The sequence below is a fragment of the Chloroflexota bacterium genome (assembly GCA_020161265.1).
Taxonomy (GTDB): domain Bacteria; phylum Chloroflexota; class Chloroflexia; order Chloroflexales; family Herpetosiphonaceae; genus Herpetosiphon.
In genome coordinates, this window is record JAIUOC010000005.1 from 141,040 (window position 1) to 163,039 (window position 22,000).

Annotated in this window: 14 protein-coding genes and 1 pseudogene; 12 read left to right on the forward strand and 3 right to left on the reverse strand. The window is 51.1% G+C overall.

Annotated features, from left to right (window positions below):
- The first annotated feature begins 93 nt into the window (after positions 1–93).
- The 6 genes and pseudogenes from LCH85_12720 to LCH85_12745 all read left to right on the forward strand — a co-directional run bounded on the left by LCH85_12720 (position 94) and on the right by LCH85_12745 (position 7,419).
- Positions 94–585: a hypothetical protein gene (locus LCH85_12720; GenBank protein ID MCA0352853.1), complete on the forward strand. Its 492-nt coding sequence runs from the start codon at positions 94–96 to the stop codon at positions 583–585.
- Positions 586–785: 200 nt separating this feature from the next.
- Positions 786–1,766 carry an ABC transporter ATP-binding protein gene (locus tag LCH85_12725; protein MCA0352854.1) on the forward strand — a complete coding sequence of 327 codons (981 nt, stop codon included), beginning with the start codon at positions 786–788 and terminating at the stop codon, positions 1,764–1,766.
- A complete protein-coding gene (locus LCH85_12730; GenBank protein MCA0352855.1) occupies positions 1,763–4,051 on the forward strand; it encodes a stage II sporulation protein M in 2,289 nt (762 codons plus the stop codon). Before LCH85_12725 ends, LCH85_12730 begins: the two co-directional genes overlap by 4 nt.
- Positions 4,052–4,121: 70 nt before the next feature.
- On the forward strand, positions 4,122–6,203 hold the full coding sequence (locus LCH85_12735) for a CHAT domain-containing protein (protein MCA0352856.1): 2,082 nt from the start codon (positions 4,122–4,124) through the stop codon (positions 6,201–6,203).
- Positions 6,204–6,340: 137 nt separating this feature from the next.
- Positions 6,341–6,904 (forward strand): hypothetical protein, encoded by a 564-nt coding sequence (locus tag LCH85_12740; protein MCA0352857.1) that lies wholly within the window; start codon positions 6,341–6,343, stop codon positions 6,902–6,904.
- A 155-nt stretch (positions 6,905–7,059) separates the two neighbouring features.
- A pseudogene (locus LCH85_12745) lies at positions 7,060–7,419 on the forward strand (YbaN family protein).
- Here the strand turns inward: LCH85_12745 and LCH85_12750 are convergent.
- Positions 7,364–8,743: a replication-associated recombination protein A gene (locus LCH85_12750; GenBank protein MCA0352858.1), complete on the reverse strand. Its 1,380-nt coding sequence runs from the start codon at positions 8,741–8,743 to the stop codon at positions 7,364–7,366. The pseudogene LCH85_12745 and the gene LCH85_12750 overlap by 56 nt on opposite strands.
- A 41-nt stretch (positions 8,744–8,784) precedes the next feature.
- Between LCH85_12750 and LCH85_12755 the strand changes: the two genes are divergently transcribed.
- The 3 genes from LCH85_12755 (at position 8,785) to LCH85_12765 (ending at position 12,079) form a co-directional block, all read left to right on the forward strand.
- Positions 8,785–10,041: a PQQ-dependent sugar dehydrogenase gene (locus tag LCH85_12755; GenBank protein ID MCA0352859.1), complete on the forward strand. Its 1,257-nt coding sequence runs from the start codon at positions 8,785–8,787 to the stop codon at positions 10,039–10,041.
- A gap of 314 nt (positions 10,042–10,355) precedes the next feature.
- Positions 10,356–10,940: a molybdopterin-dependent oxidoreductase gene (locus LCH85_12760; GenBank protein ID MCA0352860.1), complete on the forward strand. Its 585-nt coding sequence runs from the start codon at positions 10,356–10,358 to the stop codon at positions 10,938–10,940.
- Positions 10,940–12,079, forward strand: a complete 1,140-nt coding sequence (locus tag LCH85_12765) for an STAS domain-containing protein (GenBank protein ID MCA0352861.1) — start codon at positions 10,940–10,942, stop codon at positions 12,077–12,079. Before LCH85_12760 ends, LCH85_12765 begins: the two co-directional genes overlap by 1 nt.
- A gap of 154 nt (positions 12,080–12,233) precedes the next feature.
- Here LCH85_12765 and trmD read toward each other — a convergent pair whose 3' ends face one another.
- Complete coding sequence (trmD, locus tag LCH85_12770) at positions 12,234–12,998, reverse strand: tRNA (guanosine(37)-N1)-methyltransferase TrmD (protein MCA0352862.1); 765 nt, start codon at positions 12,996–12,998, stop codon at positions 12,234–12,236.
- A 135-nt stretch (positions 12,999–13,133) separates the two neighbouring features.
- On the opposite strand from trmD, the gene LCH85_12775 reads away from it, so the two are divergent.
- The 3 genes from LCH85_12775 to LCH85_12785 all read left to right on the forward strand — a co-directional run bounded on the left by LCH85_12775 (position 13,134) and on the right by LCH85_12785 (position 19,272).
- Positions 13,134–15,707, forward strand: coding sequence for a choice-of-anchor I family protein (locus tag LCH85_12775; protein MCA0352863.1), 2,574 nt, complete (start codon positions 13,134–13,136; stop codon positions 15,705–15,707).
- A 209-nt stretch (positions 15,708–15,916) separates the two neighbouring features.
- Positions 15,917–18,241: a hypothetical protein gene (locus LCH85_12780; GenBank protein MCA0352864.1), complete on the forward strand. Its 2,325-nt coding sequence runs from the start codon at positions 15,917–15,919 to the stop codon at positions 18,239–18,241.
- Complete coding sequence (locus tag LCH85_12785; GenBank protein ID MCA0352865.1) at positions 18,238–19,272, forward strand: hypothetical protein; 1,035 nt, start codon at positions 18,238–18,240, stop codon at positions 19,270–19,272. Before LCH85_12780 ends, LCH85_12785 begins: the two co-directional genes overlap by 4 nt.
- 204 nt (positions 19,273–19,476) lie before the next feature.
- On the opposite strand, the gene LCH85_12790 is transcribed toward LCH85_12785, so the two are convergent.
- The gene (locus LCH85_12790) at positions 19,477–21,780 is read right to left on the reverse strand and encodes a transglycosylase SLT domain-containing protein (protein MCA0352866.1); all 2,304 of its coding nucleotides are present in this window, start codon (positions 21,778–21,780) and stop codon (positions 19,477–19,479) included.
- Between the last annotated feature and the right edge of the window lie 220 nt (positions 21,781–22,000).

The following is a 22,000-nucleotide window of genomic DNA, read 5'->3' on the forward strand; positions in this document are numbered from 1 at the left end:
TGCTGTTAATTTGCTGCAAATCTGCTACTTGGCGCAACTGCCTCTCGCTATAGTAAAGCAAGATCAATCATTCAAACAAAAGCGAGGTTTTGGATGCGTAATCCTAACGATCCGCCGTTTCCCCCTAAGTATTTTATCCCGATTATTTTGCCCGATCATGGCATTAGTGCGTCACGTTGGTTTTGGCGCAGTTGGGGTTGGCTCATTGCGATGACAGGTGGAATCAACATGTTAATTAATGGGTGGATTATTTATGGCGTGGTTGGTTTGTTGATTGGCGTAGTTCTAGGCTTTTGGGTTAGTGTTTTCACCACCTTGATATTGCACAAACGCCAGTTTGAGCGCTATGAAGCGTTTTGGTTTGCGGTGCACTATGCTGCTGGAGCGGCAATCGTGGCTATGGTTTTTTATTGGCTAACCTCATCGTGGAGTGGCTGGAAATTCAATCCTAGGGGGTTTCAGCTTTTAAGTCTTTATCTGCCGATGCTCAATTTTATTATAGCCAGTGGCTTGGTTGGCTGGCAGATGCAGCGCTGGTTCCACCTTCATCGGCTTGATCAGGATGATGCCTCCCCAACGGTTTAGGCTATTCAGTCCAGCTTGTTATTCGATGATTAATTCAAAAATGAAGGTGTTATAGAGTATGGCAATTTGGCAGCGCTGGCTCAAGCGTGAGCACTAGCAGCACAATTGGACTATTGCGCCCTTGACAAGTGAGCGTTTTTGCGGTCTGGTATTGATACGCCCTTTTTGATGATGGTGGCGGTTTGGATAGGAGTTCTGCAATGATCATTGCTGAAGAGTTACGTAAGCAATTTGGAGATTTTCACGCTGTAAAGGGCGTATCGCTTGAAGTTAAGCCGGGCGAAGTCTTGGCCTTGCTTGGCCCCAATGGCGCTGGCAAAACTACCAGTATCCGTATGCTAGCGGCAATTCTCAAGCCAACCAGCGGGCGGGCAATCGTTGGTGGTTTTAATGTTGAAACCCATGCACGTGAAGTACGCCATGCTGTTGGCTTGCTGACTGAATTCCCTGGCCTCTACCATCGCATGAAATCGCTCGATTATTTGCTGTTTTTTGGGCGTTTACAGGGCATGAATGATCGTGATTGTGGCAATCGGGCGGTGCAGTTGCTGCAACAATTTGGCCTGTGGGAAGCCCGCGAAAAACGCATCGACGGCTATTCTAAAGGTATGAAACAAAAACTAGCCTTGATTCGGGCAATGATTCATGATCCGAATATTTTGTATCTCGATGAGCCAACCACTGCGATGGACCCACACTCAGCCCGCACCGTGCGCGATGCAATTGCTGGCTTGCGCTCGGCCCAGCGCTCGATCATTTTGTGTACCCATAATTTGAATGAGGCCGAGGAGTTGGCCGATCGCATTGCGGTGGTGCACGATGGTGGAATTGCCGTGCAAGGCACAATTGCCGAGCTGAGCCAACAATTGATGGGCGACCCAATTTGGGAGTTGCGCCTAGCCCAACCCCAAGCGGAGCTAGCCAAACGTCTAGCCGATTTGCTAACAATTGAGGATGTTGGCGCTGATTGGTTACGCTATCGCACGACTGAGCCGCATCAACTCAATCCTGTGCTGATTCAACGGATTAGCGGCTGGAGCTGGCCATTGCTCTCAATCAACGAAGTGCAGCGCTCATTAGAAGATGTCTATCTGACGATTGTTGGTCAAACCCATCGCGAACGGGTCAGCGCTACGCTTGAGCAGCCTAATGCGGCGGCAGTTGCCGAGGCTGCCTTATGAGCAACCAAGCTTTGACGATTACGCGGCGCGATTTACGCGATACGCTCAGCGATTGGCGCACCTTGATTCCGCTGTGTATTCTTTCGGTGCTGTTGCCGCTGATTCTGCGGGCCGGGGTGGCGCAGGCAGTGAGTTTTCTCGATGATGAATTTATCAATCGTAGCTTAATTCCGCTTGGCTTATTGATTGCAGGCTTCTTGCCTGCCTCACTTTCTTTGATTGGCCCTTTGGAATCGTTTGTCGGCGAACGCGAACGCTCAACTCTTGAATCGTTGTTGGCGATGCCAATGAGTGATCGCGGCTTGTATTTAGCCAAATTTTTTGCGGCACTCTTGCCACCAATTGGCTCATCAGCAGTCGCGATGGTCATTTATAGCTTGGCAATCGAATTAGGGCGGCCTGTGCGCATGGCCTCGCTGCCAAATCGAGTTTTTCTGAGCGACTATCTGACCAATGTGTGGATTCTTGGGATTACGGCGATTTTGTTGATTAAAGTTTTCACCATGGTTGCGGCGGCGGTGTATGTTTCCTCGCATACCACCAGTATTCGCGCGGCTAACTTGCTGGCGAGCTTCATCCTGATTCCGATGGCAATTTTGGTGCAGATCGAAGCGCTGATCATCATTAATGGCATGTTTTTGCCAATTGTGCTAATTAATGGCTTGCTATTGGTGGTTGGCCTGACCATGGTTGGTTGGGGCATGTATAGCTTTAATCGTGAGGAATTGCTCTCGCGTGAGCACGAAACGATCAGCAAACGCAGCTCAACCCAACGCCTGAGCCAATCGACCAAAAGCTATGGCCCAGTTATGACAATTCTGCAACGCGAAGCAACCGATACTCTGAGCGACTGGAGGATTCTGATTCCGATTGGGTTATTGACGTTTTTAGTGCCAATTGGCGCGTTGTTTGGCGCGATCTATGCCTTTTCCAATGTTGATACGCCCGATGGGGTGGTCAATTTGATGCCCTTTATCGTGTTGTTGGTTGGTTTCTTGCCAGCCTCGTTTTCGCTGATTGTGGCGCTTGAGGTTTTTGTTGGCGAGCGCGAACGTGGCTCGTTGGAATCACTATTTTCGATGCCAATCAGCGATGATCAGTTGTATCGTGGTAAGTTGTTGGCGGCGATTGTGCCCCCAATTGGCGCAAGCCTAATTGCCATGCTGCTGTTTGGGGTTGGCCTGAACGTCTTTGCCCCAACCGCCTTGCTTGAGCGGATCAACCTGGGCATTTTTAGCCAAATGGTGTTGCTGAGTATTGCCCAAGCTTTGGCGATGGTCTCGGCGGCAGTGGTGATTTCGTCGCATACCAACACCGTGCGTTTGGCCAACTTATTAGCTAGCTTTATTTTGGTGCCAGTTGCAATTATGGTGCAGCTTGAGGCAGTGCTGATCATCGGCGAACGCTTCGATGTTCTGAATGCGATTATGGCGGTGATGTTAATCTTGACAATTGTGCTAACTCGCACGGGGATTGGCAGTTTTAAACGCGAATCAATTCTCTCGCGTGAGCATTTGGCGCTGAATGTTGGTCAAATCAATCGGGCCTTCAATGCCTTTTTCAGCGAAATTCGCCCAGCAGGGAGCAACCCCGATAACCATTTAGGGTTGTTTTATGTTGAAACTGCGCGTGGTCCAGAACGCAATGCTGGGGCATGGCTCAAACGCTTCTATCGCCAAGAATTAGCGGTAGTTTGGCGCGAAACGCGACTGGCTTTGCTGGTTGTGCTCGTTTGCTGTGTTGCGGGGATCATCTTTGGTAGCCAATTTACGCCAATCAGCGATCGCGAACAATCATTAGCGAAGCTTATGACTCGTTTAGATACCAATCAAGGTACGCTGTGGAGTCCCTCGTTTGGCGTGACAGTGGTGCGAAATAGCTTTTCGCTCTTCTTTGCTGGGCTATTTTCAGCGATTAGCCTCGGCTTTTTTGGCCTAACGACTCCAGTGATCAATTTGATGAGCATTAGTTTTCGGGCCAGCACGTTGGCGGCCACTGGCGGGCTAGCCACAGGCTTAAATTATCTAGTCGCCTATGAGTTGCCGCATGGCTTATTGGAAATTCCGTTAAGCATTATGGCGGCAGCGCTAGCGTTGCGCTTAGGTGCTTCCTTGGCGTTTGTACCACCAACCTATAGCGCGGGGAGGCATTTGCTCTGGGCTTGGGCCATGTATCTCAAAGTATTTTGTTTGGTGATTGTGCCTGGACTAGTGCTGGCGGGCTTGATTGAAGTGTTGGTAACCCCAGCCGTGTATCAGATGGTCTATGGGTTTCTGTGGATTTAGCCTGTTGACAAGCCATGAAGCTGCTACGTACAATGGAGCCATCACTTGGTACTGCTAGGAGGGTACTTCGATGGTGGCTCCTTCTGCGCTTGCGTTAATTTTGCCTGCGGGTATGCCATTGGCAACCGCTTTAATGATCGTCAATCAACGTCAAATCGATTGGGTGGTGATCACGCCTACGCCCAACCCCAAAGAGGGTGACGCAGCGACGCTGATTGCTGTAGCTGAGCTGAAACAAAGCAATGTTTCGGTCGTTGGTGCATTGGCTGGCCTAACCGTTACGATCACGCGAATCTTTCCGGATCGCACGGTGCATTGGCAAGGCGAAGCGATCACAACTAAACAAAATGATGATCAGCGTGGCGATAACGAAGGCATTGAGCCAGAGCCAACTACACCACGGGTGGTTAATGCAGCGCTGTATTATGCCGATGATCCCCCCGACCTTGTGCCACCAACCACAACCTTGGCAGTCGCAAGTCGTTACCATTTGCGGATTAATATCGGTGAGCGGCGGAGCGATTCGCGTTTAACTGATGCCCAAGCCTTGCCAACCCCCGAAATAAGCGAAGATTTACCCTTATTTATCAGCGTTTCAAGTCGCGGCGAATATGTGGTGTTTGATGCGCCGATGCAGTGCTTGAGTTTGCCGCCTGCTGGCGATAGTGCCAGCTTGCAATTTAGCCTAACAGCCAAGCAAGCGATTGATGATATTCCAATTTGGATCAATGTTTATTACAACTGGACTTTGCTACAAACGCTTGAATTGCATTTCAAAATTACGCCCGTCGAGAGCGATTTAGCTGCACCGTTGATGGCGCGAGTTAGCTATTCGCGCACGGCTGGCTTTGCTGATTTAGCGGCAATTCGCCCGAAAAAAATAACCTGCAAATTAACAGGTGATGGTGAATTTTATCGTATGAGCGTGGCCTGGCCCGATGAAGGCACGAGCACTCGCAGCGAGCAACGCGGCTTAAATTTGGTACTGCCAATCAATGCCGCCAGCTTGAGCAACGAAATTGTGCAAGCGCGAAACACGCTCTACGATATTACCTGGCAACCATCGTATCGCCAAGGCAGCCGTGGCAAGTTGGCCGAACGCCGCGAAAGTTTGTATCAACTAGCAGTTGTGGGCAATCGTTTGTATGCTGCTTTGTTTGCGCCAAGTGGAGCCAGCGCAGAGCAAGCTGAATCGTTGGCAGCACTGCGAACATGGCTTGAAACAATTAGCGCCGATCAAACCTTACCAGCCTTGCAAATTATCCACGAAGGCATGCCCAGCGGTGTGCCATGGGGCTTGCTTTATCCTGAGCCAGTCAACGATCCCAACAGCGTTGATCTGAATAAATTTTGGGGTTGTCGCTATCGTTTGGAAATTATGACCCCGCAACTGGCCCAAAATGCTCAGCAAGCGCCAACTGCCCAAGCCCAATTGCAGATTAGCGGCGGAACCTACAATTTCCGCGTGCCAATCGCTGATGCAGTTGTTGATGTGACCCAGCAACATCGTGAAGCGCTGCAAACCTGGAGCACAACCCGAGGCAATGTGGCGCTCGATTTACGTGAATCAGGCGATAAAAATAGCCTTGGCGGCTTATTCGGTAAAAGCGATATTGTCTATATGTATTGCCATGGCCATACCGCCAAAACTCCTGACGATACTTCAGATTGGCTAGCCAAGTTTCGCGATCAAATGGCGCGTTTGGATGACAATGTGCGCAGCAAATATAGCGATTTGCTGAGTTTGAGCCAGAAAGAATATCAACCAAGCGACCCAAATATTAGCGATAGCTGGCTGAAATGGAATCAAAGCCTGTTGCCATTACGCTTGCTGAGCCAGTGGGGCTTAAAACTCGAACGCAAACCGTTGGTAATTTTGAATATGTGTGAATCGGCTCAAGTGCTGCCAACCTTGAGTAGTGGCTTTATTCCATTTTTCAGCCAATTGGGGGCGCGGGGCATTTTAGGCACTGAATGCCCAATGCTTGCGCCATTTGCTGCTGCCTTTGGCCAAAAACTGATCGAACGCCTAGGGCAAGGGGAGGCGATTGGCGATATTTTGCCAGCGCTACGCCGCCATTTTATCGAAGAAGAGCGCAATCCCTTGGGCTTGGCCTACACCTACTATGGCGATGCCGATGCCCATGTTTAGAGGAAGTGGTGGAGATGGCGGGAATCGGCCCCGTGATTATGGCGATGCCGATGCCCATGTTTAGGAGTGTGACGTTAGAGCTGTATGATAACCTTTATCAGCAGCCAAGCATCATTGAGTTATTTTAAGGAGTTGCTGTGAGCGATTCAACCAATCAACAAGCCGTGTTGGAAAGCCAAGTTCGTTCCTTGGTGGAGCTTTCGGAAGATGATTTGTTTCGCAAACTTGGGATTCAAGTCAAACAAGCTGAAGAAGCCGATGCCGCCGCGCTCGAAGTAGCCCAAGCTGAAGGCGCATTTGCCGAGCCAGTTGGGGTTGAAATGGGCTTGGGCGAAAATCTGCGGGCTTTTGGGGCACGCTGGTGGGCCGAAATCGAGCCAAAACTTTACAATTTGCTGTGTGCTAGCGAAAGCAAAGAGCGCAGCCAAATTTTGGCTCAATTGCCCGAATCGAAGGGCGGCACAGCAGCGGCGGTGGTTGGTGGCGATAGTGGCAATGCAGCGGCTGATAATATTGCCACGGCCCTAGCGCCGTTGTTGATTGGCCTGTTGCCCTTCAATTTGCCAATTATTGCCTCGGTTGGCGCAACAATTGCTGCCAAAATGATTTTGAGTTCAGGCCTCAAAACGACCTGCGAAATGTGGCAAGAATCAATCGAAGCTCGTGAAGAAGCCAAGGCCAAAGAAAAACCCGCTGAATAATTTAATTTGCAGATTCAGCGCAGCAGAGTATCAACCTGCTGCGCTTTTTTGTGGGTATTTGTAATGATGTTCGAGCAAATTAGCCAACAAAAGTTACGGAAACTGCTCCCAAGCAGCGCTATAATAGCAGTAGTATAGATTGAAGGATTCGTGGTATGACATCAATTCGCAAACTGCTTTGGATTAGTCTTGGGACTATCTTTCTGATATTAGGCGTAATTGGCATTTTCGTGCCGTTAATTCCCACCACAGGGCCGTTGTTGGCCTCGGCGGCCTGCTATATGCGTGGTTCGCAACGCTGGTACAACTGGCTGATCAACAATCGCTATTTGGGCAGCTATATTCGCAATTTTCGCGATAAACGGGGCATGCCCTTGCGGGCTAAGGTTGTCACATTGGTGATTTTGTGGCCAACCTTAGCCGTTTCAGCCTGGGCCAAACCAGTTTGGTGGCTTTGGCTCATGCTTTTGGCGGTGGGGATTGGGGTGTCGTGGCTGATGTGGAAGCTTCCGACGTTGCAGCTTGATCCTCAGGGTAACGCCATGCCAAGCGCTGCTGAACCCGCGCCTCATAGCCATGATCTGTCGGGTAGTAATAGCGATGCCCCGCTAAATTCGCCGGTAGATGCTCCTGCTCAACCTGGGCATCTTTGAAATCGTGGGCATATTGATAGCCCGATCCATAGCCTAAACCCTTCATCAAGCCAGTGACCGCGTTGCGCAGATGCAGCGGCACTGGTTCGTTGCGGGTAGCCTCAACATCGTGTAGCACTGCCCCATACGCCCGATAGACCGCGTTGCTCTTGGGTGCTTGGGCCAGATAGACGACGGCTTGAGCCAAGGCCAATGCACCTTCACCAGCACCCATAAAATGTACAGCTTGCTGGGCCGCCACGCAAATTCCCAAAGCCAAAGGGTCGGCCAAGCCAATATCTTCGACTGCCATGCGAATCACGCGGCGGGCCACATACAGCGGGTCTTCGCCGCCCTCAAGCATACGAGCGAGCCAATATAAGCCGCCATCGGGGTCGCTATCGCGGACTGATTTATGCAAGGCCGAAATTGCGTCGTAATGCAACTCGCCAGTTTTATCGTAGGCTACGTTGCGGCGTTGGTAGGCCTCAACAATCGCCTCAAGATCGATCAGGCGTTGGCCGTTTGGCTCAGGAACTTGGGTTAATGCGGCAGCTTCGAGCGCAGTCAAGGCGGCGCGGGCATCGCCACTTGCCAAATGAATCAACATATCGCGGGCTTCGGAGCTGAGTTGAACCTGTTGTTTGCCCAAGCCGCGTTCGTTGTCGTTTAATGCGCGTTCGATAATCTTATCAATTGCGGCATCTTCCAAGGCTTCGAGCACAATCACCCGACAACGTGAAAGTAACGCGCGATTAATTTCGAATGATGGATTTTCAGTGGTTGCACCAATCAAGGTGACCGTGCCATCCTCAACTGCTGGCAGCACGGCATCCTGTTGCGCTTTATTCCAACGATGAATTTCATCGATAAATAGCACTGTGCGCTTGCCGTACATTCCACGACGTTCGTTCGCCTCTTTAACGACTTTGCGTAATTCGGCTACGCCAGCGCTAACCGCCGATAGTGGCTCGAAATGTGCCGAAGAAGCTCCAGCGATAATTCGCGCGAGGGTGGTTTTGCCAGTGCCAGGTGGCCCCCATAAAATTAGCGAAATCAATTGATCACGCTCGATTAGGCGACGCAGCAAACGCCCTTCGCCCACAATCTTGGTTTGGCCCTCGTATTCGGCGAGGGTTCGCGGGCGCATACGAGCCGCCAAGGGAGCATCATTGCTTTGACTAGCTTGATAGCTAAATAAATCCATGAGTTGTGATACCTTTCTTATGATGATGTTTAGGAGGTACCATGCGCAAAGCTCTGCTTTTGATCAGTTTGCTTGGTTTGTTGGCCGCCTGTGGTGAGCAACAAGTCGATGCGCCGATTGCGCCAACCACCGTGCCGCTCAACCAAGCCGCTGGCAGTTCCACGACACCAGTTGCCACTGCAACAACCAGTATTGTACCAAGCCCTGAGCCAACAACAAGTGCTGGCAAGCCGGCACGCAACGCGCCAACCGCAGTAGTCGAGCCAACCAATGCGGTTACTTTGCCCGATGGCTTTGGCATTAGTGTGTTTCAAAGTAAGCTGGCTGGCCCACGCATGTTGGCAATTGGCCCAGATGGCGCGATTTATACCGCCGAGCGTGGTGAGGATCGGATTGTCCGCTTGCCCGATCGTAACGCCGATGGTTTGGCTGATGGCGTTGAGGTAATTGCTGATGGCTTCGATTCCCCATCAAGCATGATTTTCGACCAAGCGGGGAATTTGTATGTGGCCGAAACTACCAAAGTGATTAAATTAACCCAGCCTGATCCTGAAGGCAAGTATACTCAACGCCAAACGATTATCGATGGCTTACCTGCTGGCGGCCATAGCACGCGCACCTTGCTATTTAGCCCTGATGAAAGCAAGTTGTATGTGGCGGTTGGCTCATCGTGCAATGTTTGTAACGAAGACGATGAACGACGGGCAACCGTGATGGAATATGACCCCGATGGCAGCAATGGCCGAATTTATGCCAAGGGCTTGCGCAACGCAGTGGGCATTACTTGGCGGCCTGGCACAAACGAATTGTGGGCTACCAACAATGGTCGTGATATGTTGGGTGACGACCAGCCCCCAGAAACCGTCAATGTGGCAACCAGCGCTGGCTTGGATTTTGGCTGGCCTCGCTGTCACTCAGGGCGGATCGCCGACCCTGAATTTGGCAAAGATGCCAATGCTTGCCAAGGTGTTACGCCGCCTGCGGTTGAGATGCAAGCCCACAGCGCCCCGCTTGGTTTAGCATTTGGCAACGGCAGTAACTTCCCCGAACCCTATCAAAGCGGCTTGTTTGTTGCCTTCCACGGCTCATGGAATCGCTCAAGCCCAACGGGTTATAAAGTGGTATTTGTTCCGGTAACTGATGGCAAAGCTGGCAATGCTCAAGATTTTGCCACCGGCTGGCTCACCGATGCTGGAGCCGTTTGGGGCCGACCAGTTGATGTAATTGTGGGCCGTGACGGTAGTTTGTATCTTTCCGATGACGCTGGCGGCGCGATTTACCGCGTCTTTGCCAAATAACCAAGTTCAGGTTTGCTTACCAAGGGTTGTTGCATAACAACCCTTTTTTAGTTAAATCGACGCTAAACTAAGCCCAAGCCAGCGTTTGGCGTAATTTTAATTTAAGTGTAAAACGTTATTGGCGTGCAGCATCCCCTATTTGGTGGATGAATTTGGTTCAACTAATCCCAATAATGGGGGATGACGGCTATAGTAAGACACGACTTTGGGCAAATTGCACAAATTGCAGTCTTGGCGTAGCATAGGTATGAAACATATTTCGCTCAAGATTACTTTACACTTTGTTGTCTGCCGTGGTTTGAGGAGGTTGCCGCATGGGCCGCTCGTTGCACACTGGGTTTCGATTATTGATGGTTGCTATGATTGTTTTGGGGAGTTTGGTTGCTTGTGGCGAAACCGCAATCGACCCGGCGAGCACCTACAAGGTTATTACTCCAGCCTCGATCAAAGCAGGCGAGGCGATTCCAGCCCCTAGCTCAGAGGTTATTTTGAGCCTCAGCGGCCTGATTGGCCAGACCAACAATGCCCAACAACTCGATTTTAGTATGGAAACGCTTGAGCAATTGGGCGTGGTTGAATATACTCTCGAAGATCCCTTTTTGGGTCGCACCGTCACCTACCAAGGCGTTTTGATCAGCAGTATTTTTGAGGCGGCCAAGGTTGCTGAGGGAGCTAAAACGGTCAAAGCCGTAGCGCTGAATGATTATAGCGTTGATATTGCAATCGATGAATTACGCACAATGCCTGTCATCTTGGCGACCCGCATTGATGGTGAGCGCATGGCCGTCGCCGATAAAGGCCCGCTGGAAATTGTTTTTCCATACCACGCCTACAAACTTGAGCATGAAAAATATGTTGGTATGTGGATCTGGCAGTTGCGGAGTATGGAGATTAAATAATGCAACCTCGCCGTTGGATTCAACGATTGGTGCTGGCAGGCACAAGCTTGATCTTTTTGATCTTGCTTGTGCTGTTGGGCTTTAATTTACAAACTTTAGGTGTGGCAACGCGCTTTTTCACCCTTGATGGCGGCATCTGGAACCCAACTCAGCTTGAGCGCGAAATTCTGCGGTTGCGAGTGATTGCCAATGAAATTAGTATGGGTACGCCCAATTTAGGCAATGAGTTTGTATTGCGGCGTAATTTAGTGGGTAGCCGAATTAATGTGCTGAGTGATTTTTACCGCGTTGAGCAGGATGATCAGCGCAGTATGCTCGAACGCAGCTCATTTGAAGTGATTAAGCGGGAGTTTTTTACCCTTGAAAATCAAACTCGCTTCAATATCTCAGATCATTCGGTACAAGCATTAATTCCTGTTTTAGTAAATATGGAATCAAATGCTCGCGTAATGGTCAATGAGCGGCGGCAGATTGTTGATCGGGCCTCGCAATTTCAACGTCAATCGCTCGAACGCTTGCGAGTGACGCTCTTATTTATGCTTGGTGGAATTTTAATTCAAGCGCCAATTTTCTTTTTGCTGACGCGCCGCCGTTTTGATACAACCTTGCAAAAAGCCTATAGCGCATTGCAAGAGCGTTCGACCGCGCTTGAGCAATCGCAGCGCGAATTAGCCAGCTCGCATGCCCTCGCCCAACAACAAAACGAGGCCTTGCAAAAAACCTTGGCCGATTTAGAGCAAAGTATGGCTGAACGTAGTGCCTTGCAAACGACTGTGCAGCAGATGCAGTTTCCGATTATTCCATTACGCAATCGCATGGCGATTATGCCAGTGATTGGCAATTTATCAGCCGAGCGGATCAAAATCGCCACCGATTCAGCTGGGCATTATGTTGAAGCCAAACGCATTAAAATCTTACTATTTGACATAACTGGGGTTTCAGCAATTGATCAAGCGGCGGCGGCCAGTATGCAGCAATTATTGCAAATGTTGCGGTTGCTCGGCTGTGAGCCAGTCTTGGTTGGTGTAACGCCCGCTGTGGCCGAAGAATTAGTGCATACTGGCTTAATTCAGCAAAACTTGCAAACCTATGCTAACTTGCAGCAAGCAATTGAGATTACCGCCAAAACGATTGAGTAGAGTTCAGTTGTCAGGGGTCAGTTGTCAGGGTTGAGCCATTGGCTCTCAAACAATAATTCGTGAAATTCATGGCCAAAAAGTTCTAGCCCCTGATCCCTGACCCCTACTCCCTCTGCGCCTCTGCGTTAAACCCCTTCAGCCCTTATCCCTTCCCTTAGCCTTCTGCCTTTTGATTTTTGCCTTCTGATTTTTCTTCCCAGCCCCATTCTTTGAGCAACTGGCGATCTTTTTTGGAGAGCGTGGCATGGCGCAACATATCGGGGCGGCGCTCCAATGTGCGGCGTAAACGCTGCTCATGCCGCCATTTAGCAATATTGGCGTGATGACCACTTAGCAAAATTGGCGGTACGGCGACCCCATTCCATTCGGCGGGCTTGGTATAATGCGGGTATTCCAACAGGCCATCGTCATGGCTTTCGTGGAGTAGCGATTCAGGGTCGAGCACTTCGGGTACAAGGCGGCCAACTGCATCGACAATTGTCATGGCTGCCAGCTCGCCGCCAGTCAGCACAAAATCGCCCAGTGACACTTGATCGGTCACATAGCGTTCGATATAGCGCTCGTCGATGCCCTCGTAATGGCCACACACCAGCACCAAACGCGGCAGTTGCGCCCATTCACGAGCGATCGTTTGGTTAAACACGCGTCCGCTGGGTGTCATCAGCACCACTGGAGCTGGATTGGGATTGGCGGCCAATACTGTCTCAGTGCAAAGCGCCAACGGCCCAGGCTTCATCACCATCCCCGCCCCGCCGCCAGTTGGCGAATCATCGACCATCTTATGCTTGTCGGTGGCGTAATCACGAATATCATGCAAGTGAAATTGCAATAATTCAGCTTGAGCCGCTCGTTTCAAAATACTTTCAGTCAGTGGGCCAGTAAACATGGCTGGAAACAAGGTCAAAATATCAAAACGCATTGCAAAAATCCTATCGTAGCAGATTTAACCTGTTGATTGTTGTTTGTTAATCAACGCCTATGATACTCGATGGCTTAGGGCTGGTGCAAAAAATCGCTGTGTGAATAATATTTATTCTATGAGGAGCAATTGGCTATGCGTTTTCGGCGAACAGCATACGGGCTAGGATTAAGTTTATTATTAGCGACACTCCCTCAAGCGAGCTTGGCAACCCCAGCGCTCACCACCACTGGTGTTCCAACCGACCCGACTCCCGCAATCAAACTTACGCGAATTGGCCGTTATAACCCAGGACCATTTCGTAGCGCTGATCCACGGGCGGCAGAAATTGTTGATTTTGATCCGCAAAGCCAGCGCATGGTCTTGATCAATGGGTTTAACAGCGCCTTAGATATTGTTGATCTGAGCAATCCAACCAATCCGCAACTGCTTACAACGATCGCCATCACGCCTACCAGCAGCAATGTGCCCAACAGCGTGGCGGTGCACAATGGTTTAGTCGCGGTGGCCGCCAATGCTGCCGTCAAAACCGAGCCTGGGCGGGTGGTGTTGTTCAATCGCGATGGCGTGTTTTTGAATGAAATCACAGTTGGGGCAGTGCCCGATATGCTGACCTTCACGCCCGATGGCCGCCGAATCGTGGTGGCGATTGAGGGCGAACCCAACAGCTACAACCAAGTTGATTCGGTTGATCCTGAGGGTGCAGTGGCGATTATCGATTTGCCGCAAAATTTTGCCAGCATTACAACTACCAGCGTGCTTTCATCAAGTTTGGTTGGCTTTACTGATTTTAATCTTGGTGGCAGTCGCCATGCTGAACTTGACCCACAAATTCGCATTTTCGGGCCAAATGCCAGTGTCGCCCAAGATTTGGAGCCGGAATATTTAACTATTTCAGCCGATTCGAGCAAAGCCTATGTCACGCTGCAAGAAAATAATGGCTTGGCGCTGATCGATCTGAATGCGGGGCGGGTGCAATGGCTCAAAGGCTTGGGCTATAAAAATCATAACAGCGCGGGCTTTGGGCTTGATCCCAGTGATAGTGATGGCGCGAATGCAATTGCGCCTTGGCCTATGTTGGGTATGTATCAGCCAGACACGATTAATAGCTATGCTGCCAACAACCAAACCTATTTGGTAACCGCCAATGAAGGCGATGCCCGCGACTACACCGGATTTACTGAAGAAGTGCGGGTCAAAAATGTGGTGCTTGATTCGAGCGTGTTTACCAACGCTGCCAGCCTGCAACAAGATGCCCAACTTGGGCGCTTGAATATCACCAATACCAAGGGCAACTTTGGCGGGCAGTATCAGGCACTCTATTCATTTGGCGCACGCTCATTCTCGATTTGGGATGGCACGACGGGTCAGTTGGTGTTTGATAGTGGCGATGATTTGGAAACCCGGACTGCCGCTGCCTTTCCAAATAATTTCAATGCCAACAACACCGCCCACAGCCGCGATAACCGTAGCGACGATAAAGGCCCAGAGCCAGAAGCCTTGGCGGTAGCGACGATTGATGGCCGCAGCTATGCCTTTGTGGGCTTGGAGCGGATGGGCGGAATTATGGCCTACGACGTGAGCAACCCGCACGCGCCCCAATTTCTCGAATATTTCGCTGCTCGTAGTTTCCCCAGCAGCTATGCAACCGGCACGCCTGACGATCTTGGGCCTGAAGGCATGCATGTGATCGCCGCCGAAGATAGCCCAACTGGCAAATCCTTGTTGTTGGTTGCTAACGAAGTGAGCGGCTCGGTTTCAATCTATCAAATTAGCGCCCAAACTCCTCGCATGCACTTGGGCCTGAGCGATGGCTTAACCAGCGTGCAACCCAACACCTCGGTCATTGCCTCACTGAACTTAAATAATCAACAAACTGAGCCAAGCGCCCGCCCCGCAACTGAAGTTCAAGTGCAGTATCTTGTGCCAAGCCAATTAAGCTACAACGGTTGTACAATTGCTAGCCCCTTGGTGGGCACATGTAGCCAGCAAAATGGTGTAGTAACCTTCAATCTGACCACACCATTTGCCTCGGCTAGCCAAGGTTTGTTGCAAGTTGCCACTACGGTCAAGCCCAATGCCACAGGCACAATTCAGCATCAAGCCAGCCTTAGCTATCGCGATACTGGCGAATTGCAAACCACGGTTCAAGCCAGCGATGCGACCACGATTGGCGTTGCCCCGTTGATTACCAGTGGTTTGCCTTCAGCGGCGAGCTATGGCACGGCCTATAGCCACACCCTGACGGCGAGCGGCATCCCAACCCCAACCCTCAATCTTGTTGGCAGCTTGCCAGCAGGCTTAAGTTTTGATAGCCAAAGCGGAATCTTGGCGGGCACGCCGACCACTAGTGGTAGTTTCCCAAATTTGATCTTCCAAGTGAGCAACGGAATTGGTACAATGGTAACGCAAAGCTTTACGCTGACCGTTGCCAAAGCGCCATTACAGGTCGTTGCTGATAACCAACGTCGTTTATTCGGCCAACCCAACCCGCCCTTGAGCTATCAAGTAACTGGCTTGCGCTTGCAAGATACGGCTGCAAGTGCATTAACTGGCACATTAACCACAACCGCAACTCTCACCAGCCCGCTTGGTGAGTATCCAATTAGCCAAGGTAGTTTGCAGGCTCAGCACTACCAGATTAATTTTACCGCTGGCACACTCACGATCGAAGCCAACGTGGTTTACCTACCCTTGATTGGGAAATAAGCAGCAGCAACGATTCGTCAATAGCTCAAAGTGACATAAACAAGCGCAATCAACAACCTTTAATTGATTGATTGCGCAATGCAACGTAAAGACCAAGCGTCGGATTACGCATCGGTGATCCGACGCTGCGCAACCTCACGATCTGACCAGCGTCTTTACGCATAACCGTTTGAGGCGCAGCCATGGCTGAGCTTCAACGGGAGGTAGCTATGATGAGCCGACGTGCTGGAATTTTAATTATTGCCATTCTCAGTTTGGCGCTTCTGGTTGGCTTGATTGGCTATGCCTTGTTGGTGCAGCCGGTTGTCGCCCAACTTTCACCAACGCCACCAACCCTCTTTACCCAGCTGCAATACCCTTTCAATCAGAGTTTGATTCCAGTGGGCAAGGTGCTGACGGTGCATTCGCGCTCATGGGGTAGCCAGCCGATCGAGAACGTCGAATTATGGGCTGATGGCCAGCCATGGGCGCTGCAAGCGGCGAATAATGCAACCCTGTACGAAGGTTTATTTGCTTGGCAATCGCTTGGTTTGGGCGATCATAGTTTGGTTGCTCGCACCAACGATACCAGCAAAATTCCCTCAACCTCGGCGATTGTGCGCTTGAATGCTGTGCTGCCATATGAGCCAGTTGCCACCTTCCAGGTGCAACAAGCATCGAGCGAAAGCCTCGAAAGCCTGAGCAAGGCCTTTGATGTTGCACCCCAAACCCTACTGAAACTCAACCCCCAACTTGGTAATTTGCCCTTCAACCAACCCTTGGGCAGCGATCAACCAATCACGATTCAGCTAGCTGGTCAATTTACCCCAATTAGCACTACCACTAGCCTGAGTGCGACTCAAGCGCCACTTCCATCTGATGTTGCCAATTTGCCGTTGGCTACGCCCTATGATCCTAATGCAATCTGGTTTGATTTGCAGCGCCGTTTTGGCACAGCCGATGTGCCCTTAGCTCCTGAGGCGCTGGTTGGCAGCAGCAATTGCCAAACCCAGTTGGTGTTTACGCCCACATCAGATGATGCTGATGGCTTCTTTATCTATCGCGCTGGACCAACCCAAAGCCATTTTGAGTTAGTGGCAACTGTTGCCACCAACGGTTCTGGCCCACAGCTTTGGCAGGAACCAGCGGATTTTGGCCAAACGCTCTATTATGTGGTGGCGTTTAATCCAGCAGGGGCAGCGGCTAGCCCAGTGGTGGCACTAGAGAATGCCGATTCGGCCTGTGCAACGTTGCAAATACCTCAATTTGCTAGTTTGCTGCTCACACCAAAAATTGCCGTCAGCGATGTTTATTGTTATAGCTCGTTAGCGAACGGCCCATGGCAACGAGTGCCAAATCAAGGCTTTTTGCTGCCAATTGCTGGAGGCTACGATTTAGCCAGCGCTTTACCACTAACCGCGATCAGTGCCAGCCAAACTTGGAATTTGGAATGCTGGGGTTGGAATGGCACGCAGCCACAATTATTGGGCAACACCAGCACCACATTAAATCTTGGGCAGGAGCAAATAATTGCCCTCGATGCCGATTTATTCAGTTTGCAAGGCCAATTGAACACTAGTACCCAAATTCAGCAAGTGCCCACGCTTAGCACAATTGCGCCGCCAACCAACCTCGCCTTAACCACCGATCTAGAAGCATGTGTGCAAGCAGCACCACAGGATGACGATTTTTGGCGCACTGCCTGTAGCACCAATCTGGCGGCGGGCGCGACTGTTTTAACCTGGCAATGGAGCGAACAAGCTTGTTTCCCAAGCGCTGACGGCCAAGATTGTAGTGCCAACGCCAATCTTGAAGGCTTTCAAATTAACGATCGCTTGGCTGGAACACCGCTCGAATTAACCCGCGTCAATTCTACCCAACGCCTAGTCTTTTTGGCTCCGCGCACCATGCCCAGCCCAACCGATGAATGTTTGAGCGTGCAAGCTTTTCGTGGTTTGGCCGTTTCGCTGGATAGTGAAGTGCTCTGTTTGCCAGCACTTAAATTGGCAGCCGGCAGCTATACTCTCGCTCCAAGCCTGTTTAATCTGAATGCAGGCGTGACCCAGCAAACGGTTGGTGATGGCTGCCCAGCCTTGACGATCGACCAAAGCCAATCAACCAGCCTGAATTATCCTTATGTCAGCAGTTTGTTGCTGCTTCAGCGCAATGCCGTCGCCGAAACTGCCTGTCGGCGCTACACGGCCAGCTGGTTTGATGGCAGTGTGAGCTTTATTTTGCCGCGACTCGATCAATCAGTCGGTGGCTTGGAATTAAGCTTTAGCATTGCAAGTCAACGTGAGCCAGCCGATCAAGCTTGCCCCGCCAGCGCTAGCCTGCAACTTGGGAGGGCTAGCCAAATAATTGATTTAGCTGCTTGGCCGACGAATGGTGTGGTTACCGTAACTGTTGATCAAGCCTTGCTCGAACAAATTGGGCAATCGAATGACCCCAAATTGAACTTTACACTTCAAGCCGAGCGCCAGCTTGCCAATCGCAACCAACGTTGCAGTAGCGAGCTAGGCGATTTTTCATTGAAACTAACGGTGCAACCATGAAACGATGGCTTGGAATTTTGTTAATTGGCCTCTTGGGCGCTTGCCAACAGCAACCAGCCGCCGCACCAAGTCAAGCCCAAATTATGCCCCAAGTGTGGATCGACGCACCACTAACTGGCAGCGCTTTGGAACTTGGTGAGATTCAAGTGCTGGCGCATGGTTATCATCCAATGGGCCTCAGCACGATTGAATTAAGCGTCAATGGCCAAGTTGTGGCAACCCAACAACCAACCATGCGCGGCTCACAATTTGGCTATGCCAATCTCAAATGGCAACCGAGCCAAGCCGCCGCCTACCGTTTAGCCGTGCGTGCCCAAAGCAGCCAAGGCCAATGGAGCGATCCGGCGAGTGCTGAGGTCGCCGTTGGCCAGATTAATAGCCTGCGAGTAGCAGCCTTGCCCAGTGCAACCAGCGTGCCGAGTGCCACTACAACGCCAACCACTACCCCAACGACAACTCCAACGAGCTCACCAACCTTGACCGCAACTTCGACGCGACCAATTCCAAGCAATACAACCCGGCCAGCCCCAACGACCGTTCGGCCATCGAATACGCCGGTGCTCAGTACCAATACGCCGGTGCTACCAACCGCGACTGATACGCCTGCGCCACCAACGCCAACTGATACACCAGTACCGCCAACCGCGACCGATACGCCAGTGCCGCCAACGCCAACCGATACGCCTATGCCAATTCTGCCACCAATTATTGGCGAGCCAGTAGCCTCAACTCGCGCTTTTGCCGAACAAAATGCCTGTGGCCTGCCCGACCAAATTACGATTAGCGTGTCAGTCGATAATTTGCCTGCTGGCGATGTGAGCTTGTACTATCACGCTGGACCAAGCCGCTGGCAATCGACGGTGATGCAAGGTGGTGGTGGTAATTGGAGCCGTACCTTGCTCGCGAAACGCGAAATGTCAGGGCAACGTTTTGGCTCATTCGAATATTACATTTTGGCCCAAGGCAGCGATGGTCAATCGGCCAAATCTCAAGTTTACGGTGGTATCGAGTATTTGCCATGTAACCCTTAACAAAGGATGAATTATGAAGGATGAGGGATGAAAGGGAGAACATAGAACATAGAATTTTTGACGCAAAGGAACTATGGCTATCGGCTATCGGAAATGGATTGGACGATCAACAAACCAAAGCCGATAGCCGATAGCCAATCGCTCTTCGTGCCCTTCGTGGATCAAAACTCCCTATGTTCTATGCTCTATGTCCTATGTTCTTGCTTATGGTTGCTGATACAAGCGCCGATAGGCTCCATAGTTGGCATAAACTACTTCAACGTAGTGGCGGGTTTCAGCGTAATCGATAATTTCAATAAAACGGTCGGGATCAGCCACAACTCGACCATTAGCCCAACGTTCGGCATTGCCCGGCCCGCCGTTGTAGGCGGCAAACGCGCCGGGTAGGCTGCCACTCATATATTCAATTTGAGCATCGATATAATAAGCTCCAAAACGAATCGAGGTCACCGGATTATACAAATCATCGACGCTAAAGCCCTCAATGCCTAAATTCTGGGCAATACCCTCGCCAGTGCTGGGCATCACTTGGGCCAAGCCACGCGCCCCCACCCATGAAGTTGCATTCGGGTTAAAAATACTCTCTTGGCGCATCACTGCATACAACACCCGTGGATCAAGCCCAAACTCTTGGCTTTTGGTCACAACAGCGCTAGGATACGGCGTAGGATAGAGCAATTGGCGAATTGCGACGCTTGGCTCGCCAGCCTCAATTGGTGCAAGTTGTACCAACTTTTGGGCTGTGGTCACAGTAGCATAGGGCATATCGCTTCGTAAAGCGGCCAACGCCACTCGATAGATACTAAATGGATTATTCAAAGCGGCATCACGCGCGGCGATCCACTCGGCTTGGGCTTCGCCGTGCAAATCAGTCCAGCTTAATTCTTCGGCGCGTAAACTATATGGCTCAGTATCTAAGGTGTCGCTGGTTGGTGCGGTTGACCAACTGGCGATCCATTGCCAGCCTGCTTGCTCAGCCTCAGGGCTAATTGGTGAGCCAATTGGCAGTTGATCGCCATCGTTAATGTTGAGGGCATCGGCGACCCGTGCCGCATAGTACGAATTGGGATCAGCTGCTTGAGCCGAACGCAGCAATTGCTCACCTTTTTCACGATTGCCACGGCTAATTTCCAAGCGCCCCAGCCAATAATAACCTTCGGCGCGGGGTGGCCCAATATTGCTATCGCCCAATAATTGCCAAACTGCCGCTGCCTGCTCAACCTGCCCCGTATCCCAGGCATAACGGCCTGCGGCGTGCAAGGCTTGTTGGCCTTCGTGACTCCACGGGTAGCGCTGGCCAAGCATAATTTGCGCATTGGCGGTGGCCGCTGGATCGCCGCTCCATGAGGTGATTTCGACGACGCGGCGCAAGGCTTCGGGTGCTAACGGATCATCGGGATGGCGCTCGACAAAATCGAGATAAGCCAACCGTGAGCCTTCGCGATCGCCAGCTTGACCTTGGGTTTGAATCGCATCAAGTCGCGCTTGGCGGCCAATCGGCAGCTCGGCAAAACGCTCGGCAATACTATTAAATGCTGTTTGGGCACCAGCATAATCATCGAGCTGGCGCAAGGCCAAAGCCCGTTTGCGCTCGATTTCGGCGGCTTCTTCGCCAGTCAGGCCATTGGCCAGCACTTGGTCGAACAAACTGACCGCATCAAGATATTGACCATGGTTGTAGGCAATCCCAGCGGCGGCCAGCACTGGGGTTGATTCGCCCAAAGCTGCCAGTTCATCAATCGCAATTGGCGCTTCGCTCATGGTTGAGTGTTGGTTGATAATTTCGCGGAGCCATGTTCGGGCTTGTTCAGTTTTACCTAAGCGCTGAGCACGCCGCGCCGCATCGAGCAAGGTCGTTGAACGAAAACTGGGGGTGCGGGCGAAACTCAAAATAACTTCGAGTTGAGTAAGTGCTTGCTCGGCCTGCCCCGTTTGATCATAAAATTCTAAGGCTTTGTTTAAGCTGGCGACTCGCTGCGGCCCAGCCATATCATAGCGTCCGCTGGCAGCATAGGCTGCAATCGCTTGCTCGGTTTGGTTGGTTGCTTGCAGTTGGGCGGCGCGGCGTTGCGCAGCATAGCCACTCAACAAGCCTTTAAGATCTTCATATTGTTGATAGGCCTCGATCGCGATCGCATGGTCGCCTTGAATTTCAGCGACCCGTCCCAGCAAAAACAGTGCTCGCAAATGCCATTGATCATGGGTTTGCTCGTTGATAAAAGCACTTAATTGCGACCATGCAGCAGCCCAATCTTGGCGCAAGAAGGCACTATAGGCCACCCCAAATTTGGCAACTCGTGCTTCGGGTGCATCAGGGTATTGCAATAAAACCTGTTGATAATCGCTCAAGGCCAAATCAACTTGGTCGGCTTGTTGATGTTGCTCGGCTTGCTGCAACAACTGAGCGGGGGATGCTAGCGGCGTGGCGGTTGGTTGACCGACGACATCGCGGCTACAACTGGCTAAAAGTAGCACAATCAAGGCTACGTGTGGAAATTTTTTAAGCATAATAATCTCATCGCGCTTCATGGCAGCCATTGTAGCATAGCGACCCTGCAAACTCCGTGCCAACTGGCTAAGAACTTGATGAGATTTTGCAGTATTTCGCTTAACAATCGCCAAATCCCGCTTGATGCCTAGGCTAAATGCGCCCAAAGCCGTAGCTCAATTGCTTGATTCTATGGTTCAATAGCACCATTAATCTTTGAAACGCGAGATAAGGAGCGCT

What these genes read in the sequence shown, in the direction of transcription:
- LCH85_12720 (MCA0352853.1), top strand. Translation starts at nt 94, where the DNA reads ATGCGTAATCCTAACGATCCGCCGTTTCCCCCTAAGTATTTTATCCCG.
- LCH85_12725 (MCA0352854.1), top strand. Translation starts at nt 786, where the DNA reads ATGATCATTGCTGAAGAGTTACGTAAGCAATTTGGAGATTTTCACGCT.
- LCH85_12730 (MCA0352855.1), top strand. Translation starts at nt 1,763, where the DNA reads ATGAGCAACCAAGCTTTGACGATTACGCGGCGCGATTTACGCGATACG.
- LCH85_12735 (MCA0352856.1), top strand. Translation starts at nt 4,122, where the DNA reads ATGGTGGCTCCTTCTGCGCTTGCGTTAATTTTGCCTGCGGGTATGCCA.
- LCH85_12750 (MCA0352858.1), bottom strand. Translation starts at nt 8,743, where the DNA reads ATGGATTTATTTAGCTATCAAGCTAGTCAAAGCAATGATGCTCCCTTG.
- LCH85_12755 (MCA0352859.1), top strand. Translation starts at nt 8,785, where the DNA reads ATGCGCAAAGCTCTGCTTTTGATCAGTTTGCTTGGTTTGTTGGCCGCC.
- LCH85_12760 (MCA0352860.1), top strand. Translation starts at nt 10,356, where the DNA reads ATGGGCCGCTCGTTGCACACTGGGTTTCGATTATTGATGGTTGCTATG.
- LCH85_12765 (MCA0352861.1), top strand. Translation starts at nt 10,940, where the DNA reads ATGCAACCTCGCCGTTGGATTCAACGATTGGTGCTGGCAGGCACAAGC.
- trmD (MCA0352862.1), bottom strand. Translation starts at nt 12,998, where the DNA reads ATGCGTTTTGATATTTTGACCTTGTTTCCAGCCATGTTTACTGGCCCA.
- LCH85_12775 (MCA0352863.1), top strand. Translation starts at nt 13,134, where the DNA reads ATGCGTTTTCGGCGAACAGCATACGGGCTAGGATTAAGTTTATTATTA.
- LCH85_12780 (MCA0352864.1), top strand. Translation starts at nt 15,917, where the DNA reads ATGATGAGCCGACGTGCTGGAATTTTAATTATTGCCATTCTCAGTTTG.
- LCH85_12785 (MCA0352865.1), top strand. Translation starts at nt 18,238, where the DNA reads ATGAAACGATGGCTTGGAATTTTGTTAATTGGCCTCTTGGGCGCTTGC.
- LCH85_12790 (MCA0352866.1), bottom strand. Translation starts at nt 21,780, where the DNA reads ATGCTTAAAAAATTTCCACACGTAGCCTTGATTGTGCTACTTTTAGCC.